Here is a 16,544-nt window from a genome sequence, read left to right on the forward strand (position 1 = left end):
TTCTCTTCTTCGACCTTTCCACTGCACCGCATGTCTGACAATTTGACTCCCGAACCGAAGGAACCGTCCTTGACAGGCCGCCCCCGCACGCCTGCCGATGAGCCGGGCTGGGAGCGCGCCGCTCTCGAGCGTATTGCGCTTGCGGCCATCAACGAGCAGCGTGCGGCACGTCGCTGGAAGATCTTCTTCCGCTTTGTGTTCCTGATCGTTCTGCTGGTGGCGGTATGGGGTGCATTCGATTTCTCCGGCGACAAAGTTTCGACCACTGGCCGGCATACGGCAATGGTCACGCTTGACGGCGAAATCTCCGCTGATACGAACGCGAACGCGGAAGATATCAATACCGCGCTGGAAAGTGCGTTCGACGACGCGGGTACGGCCGGTGTGATCCTGCGTTGTAACAGCCCGGGCGGCAGTCCGGTGCAGGCGGGCATTATCTACAACGAGATTCGCCGGCTGCGCGCCAAGTATCCGTCGATCCCGTTGTATGTGGTGGTCGGCGATATGTGCGCATCGGGTGGCTACTACGCGGCGGCGGCGGCAGACAAGATTTACGTGGACAAGGCGAGCATCGTCGGTTCGATTGGCGTGCTGATGGACAGCTTCGGTTTCACCGGTCTGATGGATAAGCTGGGGATTCAGCGTCGTCTGCACACTTCGGGTGAGAATAAGGGCTTTTTCGATCCGTTCTCGCCGGAAACGCCGAAGATGGACGAACATGCGCAGGACATGCTCGATCAGATCCATGCTCAGTTCATTGACGCCGTGCGTCAGGGCCGTGGCAAGCGCCTGCATGAGACGCCCGACATGTTCTCCGGACTCTTCTGGACTGGCCAGAAGAGTGTCGAGCTGGGTCTGGCCGATGGTTTCGGCGATGCGGATTACGTCGCGCGCGACCTTTTCAAGGCGCCGGATATCGTCGACTACACGGTCAAGGAGAGTATTACGGACCGCGTGGCGCGCAAGTTCGGTGCGGCGGTCGGCAGTGGCGCCGTTCATGCAATGGCGCTCGGCGGGAAGATGAGCCTGCGGTGATCGGGTGAGAAAAAGCCCCGTGCGGTCGATTTTTTCGATCGCACGGGGCTTTTTGTTTTGCGCCGCCAGCTTGGGGCTCGGCAGGCTGATCCGCTTGAGGCGCGGCAGCGATCAGGCAGCGATCAGACGGCGATCAGACGGCGAGGATCAGGAAAATTGCCGGCCGCTTGTTCAGATCGATAGCTGGTTTCTTCCTCCAGTCGGCCACGCTGCGGCTGGCGATGGTTTCCGTCTCCAGTGTCAGATCGACGGCGACGCAAACGAGCGTGGAGGGTGCGCACGTTGCCAGCAAGGTATCGAGCAGCGGCTTGTTCCGATAAGGCGTTTCGATAAAAATCTGCGTTTGCCTGGCTTTGCGCGACTGTTGCTCCAGCTCGCGCAGGCGTTTGGCCCGTTCGGTGGCGTCGACCGGCAGATAGCCGTGGAATGCAAAGCTCTGGCCGTTCAGGCCGGAGGCCATCAACGCGAGCAGAATCGAGCTCGGCCCGACAAATGGCACGACCTTGACGCCGCGCTCATGCGCGCGACGCACCAGCAGGGCGCCCGGGTCGGCGACCGCGGGGCAGCCGGCTTCGGATACCAGGCCGGCGTCCGTGCCCACCAACAAAGGCGCGAGCAGCTTGTCGATCTCGCCGGCCGGCGTATTGACGTTCAATTCGCGAATCTCGATTTCCTGAATCGGTTTTTCAGTGCCGACCTTCTTCAGGAAAGCGCGCGTGGTTTTCGCGTTTTCGCCGATGTAATAGTGCAACGACGCGGCGCGCGCGCGCACTGGCGCGGGCAGGACAGCGTCGAGGGCGTCGGCGTCGCCTTCACCGAGCGTGTTCGGGATCAGGTATAACGTGCCGCTCATGATGCCCCCAAAAGTGGATAACCCACTGCGAGCAGCATGCGCGACAGTGCGATCAACGGCAGCCCGACCAGCGCGGTCGGGTCGTCCGAATGAATGGCTTCGAGCAGTGCGATGCCGAGGCCTTCGGATTTGGCGCTGCCCGCGACGTCGTATGGCGTTTCGGCGCGCAGATAGGCGTTGAGCGCGGCGTCTGGCAGATCGCGAAACTGCACGCGAGTGATGACATCGGCGGCTTGCGCCACCCCCGAGCGGCTGTCGAGCAGGCAGAGTGCGCTATGAAACAGCACCTCGCGGCCGCGCATGGCCTGCAACTGGGCGAGCGCCTTGTCGTGCGTGCCGGGCTTGCCGATCTGCAGGCCGTCATAAGTGGCCACCTGATCCGAGCCGATCACGAGCGCGGTTTCACCGGCGCCAAGTCCCTCGGCTACCGCCCGGGCTTTTGCTTCGGCGAGGCGCAGGGCGGTTACTTCAGGCGATTCGCCGGCGAGCGGCGTTTCGTCGATTGCCGGCACGACGACATCGAACGGAATGCGCAGGCGCTCGAGCAGCTCGCGACGATAAGGTGAACTCGACGCCAGGATCAGGCGTGGCGGGCGATTGAGGGAATCTGACATGTGCAACCAACGGCTAGAGAGGCGGGTCGTACGGGCTTGTGCGGGCATCGCACGTGTACGGGCTTAAGTGTTTGACTCGAAAAGACAAAACGGATATGATTTCGGGCTTTTCATCGGTATGCTATTGCACAAGCGGTCGCGCAGGCAGGCACCGCGTGGGCAGTCCGTGTGGTTAACATGCGGCAGCGCATGAGTTCCGCGGGCTGCTTTCAAACCGATGCTTTGCAAACCGATTTACCCCCGGCGAAATCCTTGCCGACGCAGGAGCGCACATGACTCAACATCCTGGCAACCCTGCTGGTCTGTCCGACCCGCACGATATCGATCTGTTCGAATTTGCGCGGAGTGGGCGCCAGGCCGCGGGTGTCGTGCGCGTCTCGCAACTGCCGCGCATGTTAAACGAAGTCCCGGCAGAAGCGCCAGACCGCGATACCGCGTTCACCTGGCAAGCCGAAGGGGCGACGCAGCCGGAATTGCAGGACGACGGCACCGAGGGTCCGCAGCCTTATTTGAGGCTGGCGATTCACGGCGCTGCATGGCTCGAATGTCAGCGGTGCATGACACCGTATTTACAGTCGTTCAATGTCGACGCAACTTACCGGATCGTCAACACTGAGGCGGAAGCCGAAGAGTTTCCGCTCGACGAGGATGAAGTCGAAGTGATCGTAGGCTCGCGCCAGTTCGATCTCATCGACTTGATCGAAGAAGAGTTGCTGCTTTCCTTGCCGCTCGTGCCCAAGCACGAGGTGTGTCCCGAAGTGCACGAGAGCCTCGTCTCTGGTGTGGCCGGTACAGAAGGCGAGGGCGACGAGGCTGCGCCGGACGAAGCTGCTGAGGGTGGTGAGCCCGAACGGCCCAATCCGTTTGCTGCGCTCGAAAGTCTCAAGCGCGGTGAGCCGGGCGACAAGAAGCACTGAACAGTTGCATGGGAGCGCGAAGCGGGCGCATTGGCCATTCGGCCGATGGCGGACACCGGGTCGGGCTGTGTTAGAATTCGGAAAATTTTTAGGAGTTAGTCATGGCAGTTCAACAAAATAAGAAGTCGCCGTCGAAGCGCGGCATGCACCGTTCGCACGATTTCCTGACGACAGCGCCGCTGGCCGTGGAGCCGAGCACGGGTGAAGTGCATTTGCGTCACCACATCAGCCCGAACGGCTACTATCGCGGTAAGAAAGTCGTCAAGACGAAGAACGACTAATCGTTTCACTGCGTTGCGCCCCTTGGCGTTTCGCGTGGCGATCGGCTCGCTTGACATTTTCCCGGCTCGGCAAAAAGGCGGCATTCATCTGCCGCTTTTTTGTGTCGATCGCAATTGGCGCTTTGGCGCTTACTGCGGTTCCATGCAGGGAGCCTGAAATTCGTCGCACTCCATGACAGTAAAGCTCACGATAGATTGCATGGGAGGCGACCACGGCCCGTCCGTGACCGTTCCCGCTGCCGTCAACTTCGTTCGTTCGCATCCTGATGCTGAGCTGTTGCTCGTCGGCATTGAGGGTGCGATTCGTGCGCAGCTGAAAAAGTTGAAGGCTCAGGACCTGCCGGCGCTGACCGTCGTACCTGCTTCCGAGATCGTCGCCATGGACGATCCGGTCGAAGTCGCGCTGCGCAAGAAAAAAGACTCCTCCATGCGCGTGGCGCTGAATCGCGTCAAGGAAAACGAGGCGCAAGCCTGTATTTCCGCCGGCAATACCGGCGCGCTGATGGCGGTCTCGCGCTATGTGCTGAAAACGCTGTCGGGCATCGAACGCCCGGCCATCGCGTTCGCACTGCCCAATCCCGATGGTTACACGATGATGCTCGATCTGGGCGCTAACGTCGACTGTGAGCCGCAGCATCTGCTGCAGTTCGCGGAGATGGGGCACGCGCTCGTGTCCGCGCTCGAAAGTAAGGAGCGGCCCACCATCGGGTTGCTCAACATCGGCGAAGAAGTCATCAAGGGCAACGAAACCATCAAACGAGCCGGCGAACTGCTGCGCGCGAGTACACTTAACTTTCACGGCAACGTTGAAGGCAACGACATCTTCAAAGGCACGGTTGACGTAATCGTCTGTGACGGGTTTGTCGGCAATGTCGCGCTGAAGACGTCGGAAGGTCTCGCGCAGATGCTGACCAACATCATCAAGGAAGAGTTCGGCCGCTCTTGGCTCACCAAGGTCATGGCGGTGCTCGCAATGCCGGTATTGATGCGTTTCAAGAAACGGGTCGATCATCGGCAATACAATGGTGCCGCGTTGCTGGGCCTGCGTGGGCTGGTGATCAAGAGCCACGGCTCGGCGGATGCCTACGGGTTTGAGTGGGCTATCAAACGCGGGTATGATGCCGTCAAAAACGGCGTGCTGGAGCGCCTTGCGCGAGCAATGGAAGAGAATGCAGGTTCTCTCGAACAGGCGGCGCGCGACGCAAGCGGTGCGGGCCACGCAAGCCCGATCGCAGGCCAGCCGGCCGAGCCCTACGCTGCGCAATCCTCGAAGGCATAATGGCTCAATCAACAATTTATTCCCGCGTGCTGGGGACCGGCAGCTACCTGCCGCCCGGACGCGTCACCAATCAGGATCTGGCCGAACGTCTCGCCAGAGAAGGCGTTGAGACCAGCGACGAATGGATCGTTGCCCGCACGGGCATCCACGCGCGCCATTTCGCTGAACCCAATGTCACCACCAGCGATCTCGCGCTGATCGCCTCGCAGCGTGCGATCGAAGCGGCTGATATCGATCCGCAATCCATCGATCTGATCATCGTTGCAACCTCCACGCCCGACTTTGTGTTTCCGAGCACGGCGTGTCTGTTGCAGAACAAGCTCGGTATCAAGAATCACGGCGCGGCATTCGACGTGCAGGCCGTCTGTTCGGGCTTTGCTTATGCGGTTGCCACCGCGGACAGCTTCATTCGCAGCGGTCAGCATCGCACGGCGCTCGTGATCGGCGCGGAAACTTTCTCGCGCATTCTCGATTTCAAGGACCGCACCACCTGCGTGCTGTTCGGCGACGGCGCCGGTGCGGTGATCCTGCAGGCGTCCGAAGAGCCGGGCGTATTGGCTAGCGCTTTGCACGCCGACGGCAGCCACTCGAACATTCTGTGCACGCCGGGCAATGTGAACGGCGGTGTGATCGAGGGCAGCGCGTTCCTGCATATGGATGGGCAGGCGGTGTTCAAGCTCGCGGTCAATGTGCTCGAAAAGGTCGCGGTCGAAGCACTCGCAAAAGCGAATCTGTCGGCCGAACAGATCGACTGGCTGATTCCGCATCAGGCCAATATCCGCATCATGCAAAGCACCTGTCGCAAGCTCGGCTTGCCGCAGGAGCGCATGGTCGTCACGGTGGGCGAACACGGCAATACGTCGGCTGCGTCCATTCCGCTCGCATTTGACGTCGCAGTGCGCGACGGCCGCATCAAGCGCGGCCAGAACGTGCTGATCGAAGGTGTCGGCGGCGGCTTCACGTGGGGCGCGTCAGTTATCCGCTACTGATAGCGGCGACGTTATGGCGGGCGCTCCTCGTGGCGCTCCATTACGCTTGAGCGCGCCCGCCATCAACCGGGCGTGCCACCCACATCTGACAACATCGATTTTGGGGACGATATGAAATTTGCGTTCGTTTTTCCTGGGCAAGGTTCGCAGTCGGTCGGCATGCTCAATGCATTCGCCGATCACGCGATCGTGCGTGAGACGGTTCAGGAAGCATCCGATGCGCTCAATCAGGACCTCGGCAAGCTGATTGCCGAAGGCCCCGCCGAAGATCTGAACCTCACCACCAATACCCAGCCTGTCATGCTGACCGCCGCGTATGCGATTTATCGCGCGTGGCAACAGGCGGGCGGTCCGAAGCCGGCCATCGTCGCCGGCCATAGCCTCGGCGAATACACGGCGCTGGTCGCGGCGGGCGCGATCGCGTTTCGCGATGCTGTGCCGCTCGTGCGTTTTCGTGCGCAAGCCATGCAAACGGCGGTGCCGGTCGGCGTTGGCGGCATGGCCGCGATTCTCGGCCTCGATGACGATACGGTGCGCGCGGTTTGCGCCGAAGCGTCGGTCGCGGGCATTGTTGAGGCGGTGAATTTCAACGCGCCGGCGCAAGTCGTGATCGCGGGTCACAAGGCCGCAGTCGAGAAGGCTTGCGAAGTCGCGAAGGCAAAGGGCGCAAAACGCGCGCTGCCGCTGCCGGTTTCGGCACCGTTTCACTCGTCGCTGCTCAAGCCGGCCTCGGACCAATTGCGCGAATATCTGGCTGGAGTCGACGTGCAAGTGCCGTCAATTCCGGTGCTCAACAACGTCGACGTCGCAGTGGTCAACGAGCCGGCCAAGATCAAGGACGCGCTGGTGCGCCAGGCGGCAGGTCCGGTGCGTTGGGTCGAAAGCGTGCAGGCAATGACGGCGCAAGGCGTCACGCACGTGATCGAATGCGGTCCTGGCAAGGTCCTCGCAGGCTTGACGAAGCGCATCGATGGCAATCTGGTCGGCGCTTCGGTGTTCGACCCGGCTTCGCTCGAAGAAACGCTCAAGCTCGTGACGGCGGCCTGAACGCCGCTTCATACGGCGCAGGCTCGACCTCAAGAACCAATCAGCCCTCCGAAAGGGCATCCGGACTGACAGATGGAAAAGACTCTCGACAAGCAAATCGCAATCGTGACGGGCGCGTCGCGCGGCATTGGCCGTGCGATCGCGATGGAACTGGCGCGCCAGGGCGCGACGGTGATTGGCACGGCAACTAGCGAAAGCGGCGCGGCGGCGATCAGCGAAGCCTTTAACGCAGCCGGTGTGAGCGGCCGCGGCGCGGTGCTCAACGTGAACGACGCTGCCGCAGCCGAAGCGCTGATCGACGGCACCGTGAAGGAGTTCGGCGCGCTGCACGTGCTGGTGAACAATGCCGGCATCACGCAGGATCAGCTCGCCATGCGCATGAAGGACGACGACTGGGACGCGGTGATCGACACCAATCTCAAGTCCGTGTTCCGTCTGTCGCGCGCGGTGCTGCGCCCGATGATGAAAGCGAAGGGCGGCCGTATCATCAACATCACCTCGGTGGTCGGCTCGGCTGGCAACCCGGGGCAGGTCAATTATGCCGCCGCGAAAGCGGGCGTTGCGGGCATGACGCGCGCGCTGGCGCGTGAGATCGGCAGCCGTGGCATCACGGTGAATTGCGTCGCGCCGGGCTTCATCGATACCGACATGACCAAGACCTTGCCGGAAGATCAGCAAACCGCGCTGAAAACGCAGATTCCGCTCGGCCGCCTTGGCAGTCCGGACGATATCGCGCACGCCGTGGCGTTCCTCGCGTCGCCGCAAGCGGGGTATATCACTGGCACGACACTGCATGTGAACGGCGGAATGTACATGTCGTAACCAAATTCGGTTACTATCCGCGCCTTGATGCGTTTGCAAAAGCGTAAGGCGCATGCCTTGACAGGAACCCGATGCGCCGCTTTTTTGCCGGGTCAAACCTGATAAAATGCGCGCACCTGTATTTTTGAACTTCTTTTCCCTTGGAGGGGTAATGGACAATATCGAACAGCGCGTCAAGAAGATCGTCGCAGAACAACTGGGCGTTGCAGAAGCTGAGATCAAGAACGAAGCTTCGTTCGTGAACGACCTCGGCGCCGACTCGCTCGACACCGTTGAACTCGTGATGGCCCTCGAAGACGAATTCGGCATGGAAATTCCGGATGAAGAAGCCGAGAAGATCACCACCGTTCAACAAGCGATCGACTACGCTCGCGCGAACGTCAAGGCCTAAAGTCATTCGCGCCTGCGTTTCTGCGTTGGCGGCGTATGACGCCCTGCCGTGCCGGTTTCCGGCGCCAGCAGGGCTGGCGCTTTTTGCCGCGCCGGTTGCCATGCAGGAGCAAGCGATGTTGACAGCGCATTTTTCCGCGCGATTGCCGAGATAAACAGCCACAGGGCACACAGGGCAAGTTCCTGTGGCCGCTGTGGCTTTTGCTTTTGTCATCTATGAAAAAGGGGTTACCGTGAGCCGCCGTCGTGTTGTTGTTACAGGCCTGGGGCTGATTTCGCCTGTTGGCAATAATGTTGCCGACGGCTGGGCCAATCTGGTCGCCGGCAAGTCGGGTATTGCCAATATCACGAAGTTCGACGCGTCGAACTTTTCGACTCGTTTTGCCGGCGAGGTGAAGGGCTTCAATATTGAGGACTACATCCCCGGTAAGGAAGCGCGCCACATGGATACGTTCATCCATTACGGCGTCGCAGCCGGCATCCAGGCGATGCAGGACAGCGGCCTCGAAGTCACCGACGAGAATTCGGAGCGCATCGGCGTGGTGGTCGGTTCGGGCATCGGCGGCCTGCCGATGATCGAAGTGACGCAAACCGAACTGCTGAACCGCGGCCCGCGCCGTATTTCGCCGTTCTTCGTGCCGGCGTCGATCATCAACATGATCTCGGGCCATCTGTCGATCAAGTTCGGCATCAAGGGTCCGAATCTGGCGATCGTGACCGCGTGTACCACGGGTCTGCACTGTATCGGCGAGGCTTCACGCCTGATCGAATACGGCGACGCCGACGTGATGATCGCCGGTGGCGCGGAATCCACCGTGTCGCCGCTCGGTATCGGCGGCTTTGCGGCGGCGCGTGCGCTGTCGCAACGCAACGACGATCCGGCAACGGCGAGCCGTCCGTGGGACAAAGACCGCGACGGTTTCGTGCTGGGCGAGGGCGCCGGCGTGATGGTGCTCGAAGAGTACGAACACGCGAAGGCACGCGGCGCGAAGATTTACGCCGAAGTCAGCGGCTATGGGATGAGCGGCGACGCCTATCACATGACCGCGCCGCTGGAAGACGGCGACGGCGCGCGCCGCTGCATGCTGGCCGCGATGAAGAACGCGGGCATCAATGCCGATCAGGTGAATTATCTGAACGCGCACGGCACGTCCACGCCGCTTGGCGACCTGGCTGAAACCACCGGCATCAAGCGTGCTTTCGGCGACCACGCCAAAGACATGGTCGTGAATTCGACCAAGTCGATGACCGGTCACCTGTTGGGCGGCGCCGGCGGTCTGGAGTCTGTGTTCACCGTGCTGGCCGTGCATCATCAGGTGTCGCCGCCGACGATCAACATCTTCAATCAGGATCCGGCCTGCGATCTCGATTACTGCGCCAACACCGCGCGGGAGATGAAGATCGACGTCGCGCTGAAGAACTCGTTCGGGTTCGGCGGCACGAACGGCACGCTCGTCTTCAAGCGCGCCTGATCGCCTGATCGTTTGGTGATACGTCAGTCGAAAACGCCGGCTTGCCCGGCGGTTTCCCCCGGATCGGCAACGTTCGACGGAGCGTCGCAACGGATTGCGTTGCGGCCTTCCGCCGCCATGCGCGCCGCTTCGGGGGTGTTCATCCTGATCGCGACGCTGGCTGCCTATCGCTGTTTCGCCTCGCATCTGGGCGGGTGGCAGGCGGTTCCGTTGACGTTTGCCATGTGGGCGCTGCTGATGCTCTGCGCGGTAAAACATGAGCGTGCGCAACCTGTCGCGCTGAAAATCGGCCCGGACGGTCTGTCCGCCTGGGACCGGGCAGGTGGTTTGCTGACGCAGGGCCGCATTGCCGGCTGTTCGCAATGGAGCGGGCGCCTGCTCGTTCTGGCGTTGGCGTCGGACCACGGGCGCTCCCGCACGCTACTCCTTGCCGCCGACGCGCTTCCAGCGCCCGTTTTCCGGGAGCTCGCCGTGCTGGGCCGGCGTGGCGCCGGTGCGTGACTGTAACGACTGTAACCGCTGTTACCGGAGTAACGTGCCGAGTTGATGGGGACGCTACAATGGTCCCCCGCCATGCGCCCTATAGTTAACGGATTTATCAGGTGAGCGAAAAAGAAATTGATCAGGTGCTGGTCGAGCGCGTCCAGAAGGGCGACAAGGCCGCGTTCGAGCTTCTGGTCTCCAAATACCACCGTAAGATTCTCCGGCTGATCTCGCGCCTCGTGCGCGACCCGGCCGAAGTGGAAGACGTCGCCCAGGACGCCTTTATCAAGGCGTACCGGGCGTTGCCGCAATTTCGTGGGGAATCGGCCTTTTATACGTGGTTGTACCGGATTGCCGTCAATACGGCCAAGAATTACCTTGCGACCCAGGGGCGGCGCGCGCCGACTTCGACCGAAGCAGATGCTGAAGAAGCTGAAACTTTCTCGGACGCCGACCAACTAAGGGATATCAACACGCCTGAGTCGATGTTGATGAGCAAGCAGATCGCTGAGACGGTCAATGCTGCGATGGCGGTTTTACCGGAAGAGTTGCGCACCGCCATTACTCTTCGTGAAATTGAAGGTTTGAGCTACGAGGAAATCGCTGAGATGATGGGTTGCCCAATTGGCACAGTCAGATCACGAATTTTCCGCGCTCGCGAAGCCATTGCGGCAAAATTGCGTCCGTTGCTTGACACACCTGAAGGCAAGCGCTGGTAAACACTGGCTCGCCGGGCGGGGCGCGGGTGCAATATCTGGATTAGTGGTGTCACTACGGGGTATTCGTAAGATGGGGAGCATCATGGGGTCGGTCTCGATGCAATCGCAAGCCAGCTCGCGCGGCGAGCGTCTGTCCGCTTTTGTCGACGGCGAGTTGTTCGGCGAAGAGCATCTGAACACGTTTGTTTCTGAACTGAACGGCGAGGATCGTGCCGCCTGGTCGTGCTATCACCTGATCGGCGACGCGCTGCGTTCCGACGATCTGGCGGTCAGCCCGGCGGCGAGCAGCGCGTTCCTGAGCGGGTTTGCTGCCCGTTTCGACAACGAGCCGCACGTGCTCGCACCGGCTGCCATGCCGGTTGCGCGCCGTTTGCTGGCGCTGCGCCGCCGCGTTGTACCGGCCTTTGCTGTTGCCGCTGCCGCTGCCACGCTGACGTGGATCGTTGTGCCGCAACTGCAAGGCGTGCCGGGCGGTCCCGGCGTCGCGCAGGTCGCGTCGCTGCAGTCACATGGCGATTCGCTGCAACGCGTGGCTATGGCATCGGTGCCTGTCGCGACGGTCCAGCCGGTTGCGCAAGACGCCAACATCATTCGTGACGCAAGTCTCGATCAGTATCTGGAAGCTCATCAGCAATTCGCGCAGCAGCCGGTCATGCCGGGCTCGATGCCGCTGATTCGCGCTGCCGCAGTTTCTACGCAAGGCCAATAGTTTGATGCAGACTCCGCGGTTGATTAAAACGACTATCTGGGGGCGGCTGCCGGCATTTCTGTTCTGCGCAGCCGTATTGTTGTCCGCTACACCGCGGGTCTTTGCCCAAACCGACGATCCACTCGTCGCCCGTCGCACGGCTGCCGAGCTGCTCGATCGAATTCATCAGGCCGCCCAGCAGCAGAACTACGAGGGCGCGTTCGTCTATCAGCGCGGCAATTTCGTTCAAACGTCACGGATCTCGCACTACGCAACCCGTACTGACGGCGAATTCGAGCAACTCGAAAGCCTCGACGGCAAGCCGCGCAAAATGCTTCGTCATAACGAAGATCTCTACACGTTCGTACCTGAGCGGCATCTGTGCGTGGTCGAGAAGCGTCAGAACAAGGATTCGTTCCCTGCATTGCTGGCCGTAAGCGGCGAGCAGGTGCTGTCCGTGTACGAGCCGAAGCTGCTCGGCGACGACCGCGTCGCGGGTATCGACAGCCAGGTGATCGAGCTCGACCCGAAAGACGCATACCGTTTTGCTTACAAGCTGTGGGCCGACAAGAAGACCGGCCTGCTGCTGCGCGCGCAAACGCTTGACCCGAACGGTCAGGTGCTCGAGCAATTGTCGTTTTCGCAGATTCGCATCGGCGTGCCGGTCGACAAGACTCCCATTGTCAACGGCATTCGTAATCTGACGGGCTGGACGGTAGTGCGGCCGCCGGTCGAGCCGGTCGATATGGCCGCGCAAGGCTGGCAGATCACGCCGACCGTGCCGGGCTTCCACAAGATTCGCGAGTTGCGTCGCCCCATGGCAGCGCGCGACGCGGGCCAACCGACCATTCCGGTCGATCAGGCAGTATTCTCCGACGGCCTCGCGGCCATTTCGGTGTTCGTCGAGCCGGTCGAGAACAATACTCGCAAGGAAGGGGCGGGCAGCAGTGGCGCCACGCACGTGCTAGTCAAGCGGCGCGGCGACTTCTGGATTACTCTGCTTGGTGAAGTGCCCCAGACCACATTGCAGCAATTTGCGTCTGCCATAGAATATAAAGCTCCGAAGTAATCTTCCGAATCACACGAATCCCTCGGCTTGCTACGATATGACGACTTTCTCGGTGCGCAAATTCCTCGCGACCGCGGTGGTAGTGGCGTGTTTGCCGCTCATGCCGCACACGGCGTCGGCGGCTCCTGCAGCAGCTAATCTGCCCGACTTCACTGACCTCGTCGACAAGGTCGGCCCAGCCGTCGTCAACATTCGCACGACCACGCGCGTGTCGAACAGCGGTACCCGTGGCGGATTGCCGCCAGGCATGGACGACGGCGATATGTCGGAGTTTTTCCGTCGCTTCTTCGGCATTCCGTTGCCACAGTCGCCTCAATCGCCGGGTTCGCCGCGCGGTGGCGATAACGGCGGGAGCGGTAGCGGCGGCAGCCAGGACTCTCCGGATAACAGCGATGCCGAACAGAACAGCGGCGTTGGCTCAGGCTTCATTCTGTCGGCTGACGGTTACGTGATGACCAACGCGCACGTCGTAGACGACGCGGATACCATCTACGTCACCCTCACCGACAAGCGCGAGTTCAAGGCCAAACTGATTGGCGTGGACGATCGGACCGATGTTGCCGTCGTGAAGATCAGCGCCGCCAATTTGCCGACCATCACGATCGGCGATTCGAACAAGGTCCGGGTGGGCGAATGGGTGGTCGCGATCGGTTCGCCGTTCGGCCTCGAGAACACGGTGACGGCCGGTATCGTCAGCGCCAAAGGGCGCGACACGGGCGACTATCTGCCGTTCATCCAGACGGACGTAGCCGTCAATCCGGGTAATTCAGGCGGTCCGCTGATCAATATGCAGGGCGAAGTAATCGGCATCAATTCGCAGATTTATAGCCGTACCGGCGGCTTCATGGGTATTTCCTTCGCGATTCCGATCGACGAGGCGATGCGCGTGGCAGATCAGTTGAAAACCTCAGGTAAGGTCGTGCGCGGCCGGATCGCTGTGGCGATCGGCGAGGTGACGAAAGACGTGGCCGACTCGCTCGGTCTGCCGAAGGCGCAGGGCGCGCTGGTCAGCAGCGTCGAGCCGGGCGGTCCGGCGGACAAGGCCGGCGTGCAGCCTGGCGATATCATCCTCAAGTTCAACGGCCATTCGGTCGACACGGCAACGGATCTGCCGCGCATGGTTGGCGATACCAAGCCGGGCACCAAGTCGACCATTACGATCTGGCGCAAGGGTCAGACGCGCGATTTGCCGGTCACGATTGCCGAGATGCAGCCGGACAAGACCACCAAGGCGGATGATAAAAAGCCGCCGGCGCCGAAGCAGCGCGCCACGAACGTGTTGGGTCTTGCCGTCAGCGATATCCCGGCTGACCAGATGAAGGCGCTGAAGCTGCGCAATGGTGTGCAGATCGACGCGGTAGATGGCCCGGCGGTGCGCGTCGGACTGCAAAAGGGCGACATCGTCTTGCGTGTGGGCGATACGGATATCACGAGCGCGAAACAGTTCGACGAAGTGATTTCGCACCTCGACTCGCAGAAGATGGTCGCGCTGCTGGTTCGTCGCGGCGAGAACACGCAGTTCGTGCCGATTCGCCCGCGCAGCGCCCAGAAATGACGGGGGTGGCGCCGCTCACGCTATACGGGCGCGCGTGGTGCCACCTGTGCGACGAGATGCGTGCCGCACTTGAGCCTTTGCTGGTTGAGTTCGGCGCGCAGGTCGTCGTGATCGACATCGACACCGATCCGGTGCTGGAAGCCCGTTATAACGAACTGGTGCCGGTTCTGGTCTGCGACGGCGTCGAACTGTGTCACTATCATCTTGATGCGGCGCGGGTTCGTGCCGCGCTCGCCGCACGGTTTGTGGCGGCGCCTTCGGGATCCGCGCGTTAGGAGCCTTGCATCTGGCTGGCTTCCACGTATTTGGAGTCCATGCATCTGAAGCCGGATTAAGGGCTCAAACCAGACGCGAACATGCGTCGTTCACACCCCGTTTCACGCCTCTCCTGAGCCGTCTTTTCCGCCCGAGCCTCGCAAGATGCGCCGGGCGACAGCCTTTTCGGCTAAAATAGATAGGTTTTTCACCTACTTACAAGGCGTGCTCCGCTATTGTCCGAGCGCGCCTTTTTTGCTTGATCGGCACTGAATGGATCATATTCGTAACTTCTCGATCATTGCGCACATCGACCATGGCAAGTCGACGCTCGCCGATCGCATCATCCAGATTTGCGGTGGTTTGTCCGACCGCGAGATGGAATCTCAAGTGCTCGACTCGATGGATCTCGAGCGCGAGCGCGGCATCACCATCAAGGCGCAAACTGCAGCACTAACGTACAAAGCCCGTGACGGGCAGATCTACAACCTGAACATGATCGACACGCCGGGCCACGTCGACTTCTCGTATGAAGTCAGCCGCTCGCTGTCCGCCTGTGAAGGTGCGTTGCTGGTCGTCGATGCAAGCCAGGGCGTGGAAGCGCAAACCGTGGCCAATTGCTACACGGCGATCGAGCTTGGCGTCGACGTGATTCCGGTGCTTAACAAGATCGACTTGCCGGCTGCGAATCCCGAGAATGCAATCGCAGAAATCGAAGACGTGATCGGCATCGACGCAACCGACGCCACGCATTGCAGCGCGAAGACCGGCCTCGGTGTGGAAGACGTGCTCGAAGCGCTGATCGCCAAGGTGCCGCCGCCCAAGGGCGACCCGGAAGCACCGCTGCAAGCGTTGATCATCGACTCCTGGTTCGACAACTACGTGGGCGTTGTGATGCTGGTGCGTATCGTCAACGGCACGCTGCGTCCGAAAGACAAGATCCGCATGATGGCGACCGGCGCGCAGTACCCGGTCGAGCATGTCGGCGTGTTCACGCCGAAGTCGAAAAACCTCGAATCGCTGTCCGCCGGGCAGGTGGGCTTCATCATTGCCGGTATCAAGGAGCTGGCCGCCGCGAAGGTGGGCGACACCGTTACGCTGGTGAATCGTCCTGCTCCCGAGCCGCTGCCGGGCTTCAAGGAAGTGAAGCCGCAGGTGTTCGCCGGTCTCTATCCGGTCGAAGCGAACCAGTACGACGCGCTGCGCGATTCGCTGGAAAAGCTGAAGCTGAACGACGCCTCGCTGATGTACGAGCCGGAGGTGTCGCAGGCGCTCGGCTTTGGTTTCCGCTGCGGCTTCCTTGGCCTGCTGCACATGGAAATTGTGCAGGAGCGGCTCGAGCGCGAGTTCGACATGGACCTGATCACCACGGCGCCGACCGTGGTGTACGAAGTCCTGCAGCGCGACGGCACGACCATCATGGTCGAAAATCCGGCCAAGATGCCGGAGCCTTCGAAGATCGAGGAAGTGCGCGAGCCGATCGTCACCGTCAATCTGTATATGCCGCAAGACTACGTCGGCTCGGTGATCACGCTGTGCACGCAAAAGCGCGGCACGCAGATCAACATGCAGTACCACGGCCGTCAGGTGCAGTTGACCTATGAAATCCCGATGGGCGAAGTCGTGCTCGATTTCTTCGATCGTCTGAAGTCGATCTCGCGCGGTTATGCGTCGATGGATTACGAGTTCAAGGAATACCGCGCGGCGGATGTCGTGAAGGTCGACATGCTGATCAACGGCGACAAGGTGGATGCATTGTCCGTGATCGTGCACCGTTCGCAGAGCCAGTATCGCGGCCGCGAAGTGGCGTCGAAAATGCGGGAACTGATTCCGCGTCAAATGTACGACGTCGCGATCCAGGCGACCATCGGTGCGAATATTATCGCCCGCGAGAACATTAAAGCGTTGCGTAAGAACGTGCTGGCAAAATGCTACGGCGGCGATATTAGCCGTAAGAAGAAACTGCTGGAAAAGCAAAAGGCAGGCAAGAAGCGAATGAAGCAGGTCGGGTCCGTCGAGATCCCGCAAGAGGCTTTCCTCGCGATTCTGCGTGTCGAAGACAAATAAGACGAACAA

General features: G+C 61.0%; 18 protein-coding genes. 16 read left to right on the forward strand and 2 right to left on the reverse strand.

Annotated features, from left to right (window positions below; all coding sequences use genetic code 11):
• The first annotated feature begins 30 nt into the window (after nt 1-30).
• On the forward strand, nt 31-1,035 hold the full coding sequence (locus GH665_RS04735; RefSeq protein ID WP_153134872.1) for a S49 family peptidase: 1,005 nt from the start codon (nt 31-33) through the stop codon (nt 1,033-1,035).
• A 133-nt stretch (nt 1,036-1,168) separates the two neighbouring features.
• Here the strand turns inward: GH665_RS04735 and GH665_RS04740 are convergent, their stop codons facing one another.
• Complete coding sequence (locus GH665_RS04740; RefSeq protein WP_153134873.1) at nt 1,169-1,888, reverse strand: SAM-dependent methyltransferase; 720 nt, start codon at nt 1,886-1,888, stop codon at nt 1,169-1,171.
• Nucleotides 1,885-2,502 carry a Maf-like protein gene (locus tag GH665_RS04745; protein ID WP_153134874.1) on the reverse strand — a complete coding sequence of 206 codons (618 nt, stop codon included), beginning with the start codon at nt 2,500-2,502 and terminating at the stop codon, nt 1,885-1,887. The genes GH665_RS04740 and GH665_RS04745 overlap by 4 nt, the downstream gene beginning before the upstream one ends.
• Before the next feature lie 272 nt (nt 2,503-2,774).
• On the opposite strand from GH665_RS04745, the gene GH665_RS04750 reads away from it, so the two are divergent.
• The 15 genes from GH665_RS04750 to lepA all read left to right on the forward strand — a co-directional run bounded on the left by GH665_RS04750 (nt 2,775) and on the right by lepA (nt 16,535).
• Nucleotides 2,775-3,419, forward strand: a complete 645-nt coding sequence (locus tag GH665_RS04750; protein WP_153134875.1) for a YceD family protein — start codon at nt 2,775-2,777, stop codon at nt 3,417-3,419.
• A gap of 101 nt (nt 3,420-3,520) precedes the next feature.
• Complete coding sequence (gene rpmF / locus GH665_RS04755; protein WP_018421288.1) at nt 3,521-3,700, forward strand: 50S ribosomal protein L32; 180 nt, start codon at nt 3,521-3,523, stop codon at nt 3,698-3,700.
• 172 nt (nt 3,701-3,872) lie between these two features.
• Complete coding sequence (gene plsX / locus GH665_RS04760) at nt 3,873-4,979, forward strand: phosphate acyltransferase PlsX (protein WP_028199207.1); 1,107 nt, start codon at nt 3,873-3,875, stop codon at nt 4,977-4,979.
• A complete protein-coding gene (locus GH665_RS04765) occupies nt 4,979-5,968 on the forward strand; it encodes a beta-ketoacyl-ACP synthase III (protein ID WP_030101303.1) in 990 nt (329 codons plus the stop codon). The genes plsX and GH665_RS04765 overlap by 1 nt, the downstream gene beginning before the upstream one ends.
• Nucleotides 5,969-6,079: 111 nt before the next feature.
• Nucleotides 6,080-7,015 (forward strand): ACP S-malonyltransferase, encoded by a 936-nt coding sequence (gene fabD / locus GH665_RS04770; RefSeq protein WP_153134876.1) that lies wholly within the window; start codon nt 6,080-6,082, stop codon nt 7,013-7,015.
• 72 nt (nt 7,016-7,087) lie between these two features.
• Entirely contained in the window at nt 7,088-7,837 is a 750-nt protein-coding gene (gene fabG / locus GH665_RS04775) for a 3-oxoacyl-ACP reductase FabG (RefSeq protein ID WP_028199204.1), read from the forward strand.
• 151 nt (nt 7,838-7,988) lie between these two features.
• Nucleotides 7,989-8,228, forward strand: a complete 240-nt coding sequence (gene acpP, locus GH665_RS04780; protein WP_004197638.1) for an acyl carrier protein — start codon at nt 7,989-7,991, stop codon at nt 8,226-8,228.
• A gap of 232 nt (nt 8,229-8,460) precedes the next feature.
• Complete coding sequence (fabF, locus tag GH665_RS04785) at nt 8,461-9,699, forward strand: beta-ketoacyl-ACP synthase II (RefSeq protein ID WP_028199203.1); 1,239 nt, start codon at nt 8,461-8,463, stop codon at nt 9,697-9,699.
• Nucleotides 9,700-9,834: 135 nt separating this feature from the next.
• Nucleotides 9,835-10,200 (forward strand): hypothetical protein, encoded by a 366-nt coding sequence (locus GH665_RS04790; RefSeq protein WP_425496029.1) that lies wholly within the window; start codon nt 9,835-9,837, stop codon nt 10,198-10,200.
• 101 nt (nt 10,201-10,301) lie between these two features.
• Entirely contained in the window at nt 10,302-10,901 is a 600-nt protein-coding gene (gene rpoE, locus GH665_RS04795) for an RNA polymerase sigma factor RpoE (RefSeq protein WP_006051939.1), read from the forward strand.
• A gap of 82 nt (nt 10,902-10,983) precedes the next feature.
• Nucleotides 10,984-11,610 (forward strand): sigma-E factor negative regulatory protein, encoded by a 627-nt coding sequence (locus GH665_RS04800; RefSeq protein WP_153134878.1) that lies wholly within the window; start codon nt 10,984-10,986, stop codon nt 11,608-11,610.
• Between the two features lie 4 nt (nt 11,611-11,614).
• Nucleotides 11,615-12,658 (forward strand): MucB/RseB C-terminal domain-containing protein, encoded by a 1,044-nt coding sequence (locus tag GH665_RS04805; RefSeq protein ID WP_153134879.1) that lies wholly within the window; start codon nt 11,615-11,617, stop codon nt 12,656-12,658.
• A 37-nt stretch (nt 12,659-12,695) separates the two neighbouring features.
• Entirely contained in the window at nt 12,696-14,213 is a 1,518-nt protein-coding gene (locus GH665_RS04810) for a DegQ family serine endoprotease (protein WP_153134880.1), read from the forward strand.
• Nucleotides 14,210-14,488, forward strand: a complete 279-nt coding sequence (locus GH665_RS04815) for a glutaredoxin family protein (protein WP_153134881.1) — start codon at nt 14,210-14,212, stop codon at nt 14,486-14,488. Before GH665_RS04810 ends, GH665_RS04815 begins: the two co-directional genes overlap by 4 nt.
• A 253-nt stretch (nt 14,489-14,741) precedes the next feature.
• Nucleotides 14,742-16,535, forward strand: a complete 1,794-nt coding sequence (gene lepA, locus GH665_RS04820) for a translation elongation factor 4 (protein WP_028199197.1) — start codon at nt 14,742-14,744, stop codon at nt 16,533-16,535.
• Nucleotides 16,536-16,544 lie beyond the last annotated feature (9 nt).

This window comes from Paraburkholderia agricolaris (assembly GCF_009455635.1).
Lineage (GTDB): Bacteria > Pseudomonadota > Gammaproteobacteria > Burkholderiales > Burkholderiaceae > Paraburkholderia > Paraburkholderia agricolaris.

Coding starts and splice junctions, on each gene's coding strand:
- GH665_RS04805 (WP_153134879.1), top strand. CDS start 11,615: ATGCAGACTCCGCGGTTGATTAAAACGACTATCTGGGGGCGGCTGCCG.
- GH665_RS04735 (WP_153134872.1), top strand. CDS start 31: ATGTCTGACAATTTGACTCCCGAACCGAAGGAACCGTCCTTGACAGGC.
- GH665_RS04815 (WP_153134881.1), top strand. CDS start 14,210: ATGACGGGGGTGGCGCCGCTCACGCTATACGGGCGCGCGTGGTGCCAC.
- GH665_RS04765 (WP_030101303.1), top strand. CDS start 4,979: ATGGCTCAATCAACAATTTATTCCCGCGTGCTGGGGACCGGCAGCTAC.
- acpP (WP_004197638.1), top strand. CDS start 7,989: ATGGACAATATCGAACAGCGCGTCAAGAAGATCGTCGCAGAACAACTG.
- lepA (WP_028199197.1), top strand. CDS start 14,742: ATGGATCATATTCGTAACTTCTCGATCATTGCGCACATCGACCATGGC.
- rpmF (WP_018421288.1), top strand. CDS start 3,521: ATGGCAGTTCAACAAAATAAGAAGTCGCCGTCGAAGCGCGGCATGCAC.
- GH665_RS04800 (WP_153134878.1), top strand. CDS start 10,984: ATGGGGTCGGTCTCGATGCAATCGCAAGCCAGCTCGCGCGGCGAGCGT.
- GH665_RS04740 (WP_153134873.1), bottom strand. CDS start 1,888: ATGAGCGGCACGTTATACCTGATCCCGAACACGCTCGGTGAAGGCGAC.
- GH665_RS04810 (WP_153134880.1), top strand. CDS start 12,696: ATGACGACTTTCTCGGTGCGCAAATTCCTCGCGACCGCGGTGGTAGTG.
- GH665_RS04750 (WP_153134875.1), top strand. CDS start 2,775: ATGACTCAACATCCTGGCAACCCTGCTGGTCTGTCCGACCCGCACGAT.
- fabG (WP_028199204.1), top strand. CDS start 7,088: ATGGAAAAGACTCTCGACAAGCAAATCGCAATCGTGACGGGCGCGTCG.
- plsX (WP_028199207.1), top strand. CDS start 3,873: ATGACAGTAAAGCTCACGATAGATTGCATGGGAGGCGACCACGGCCCG.
- fabD (WP_153134876.1), top strand. CDS start 6,080: ATGAAATTTGCGTTCGTTTTTCCTGGGCAAGGTTCGCAGTCGGTCGGC.
- GH665_RS04745 (WP_153134874.1), bottom strand. CDS start 2,502: ATGTCAGATTCCCTCAATCGCCCGCCACGCCTGATCCTGGCGTCGAGT.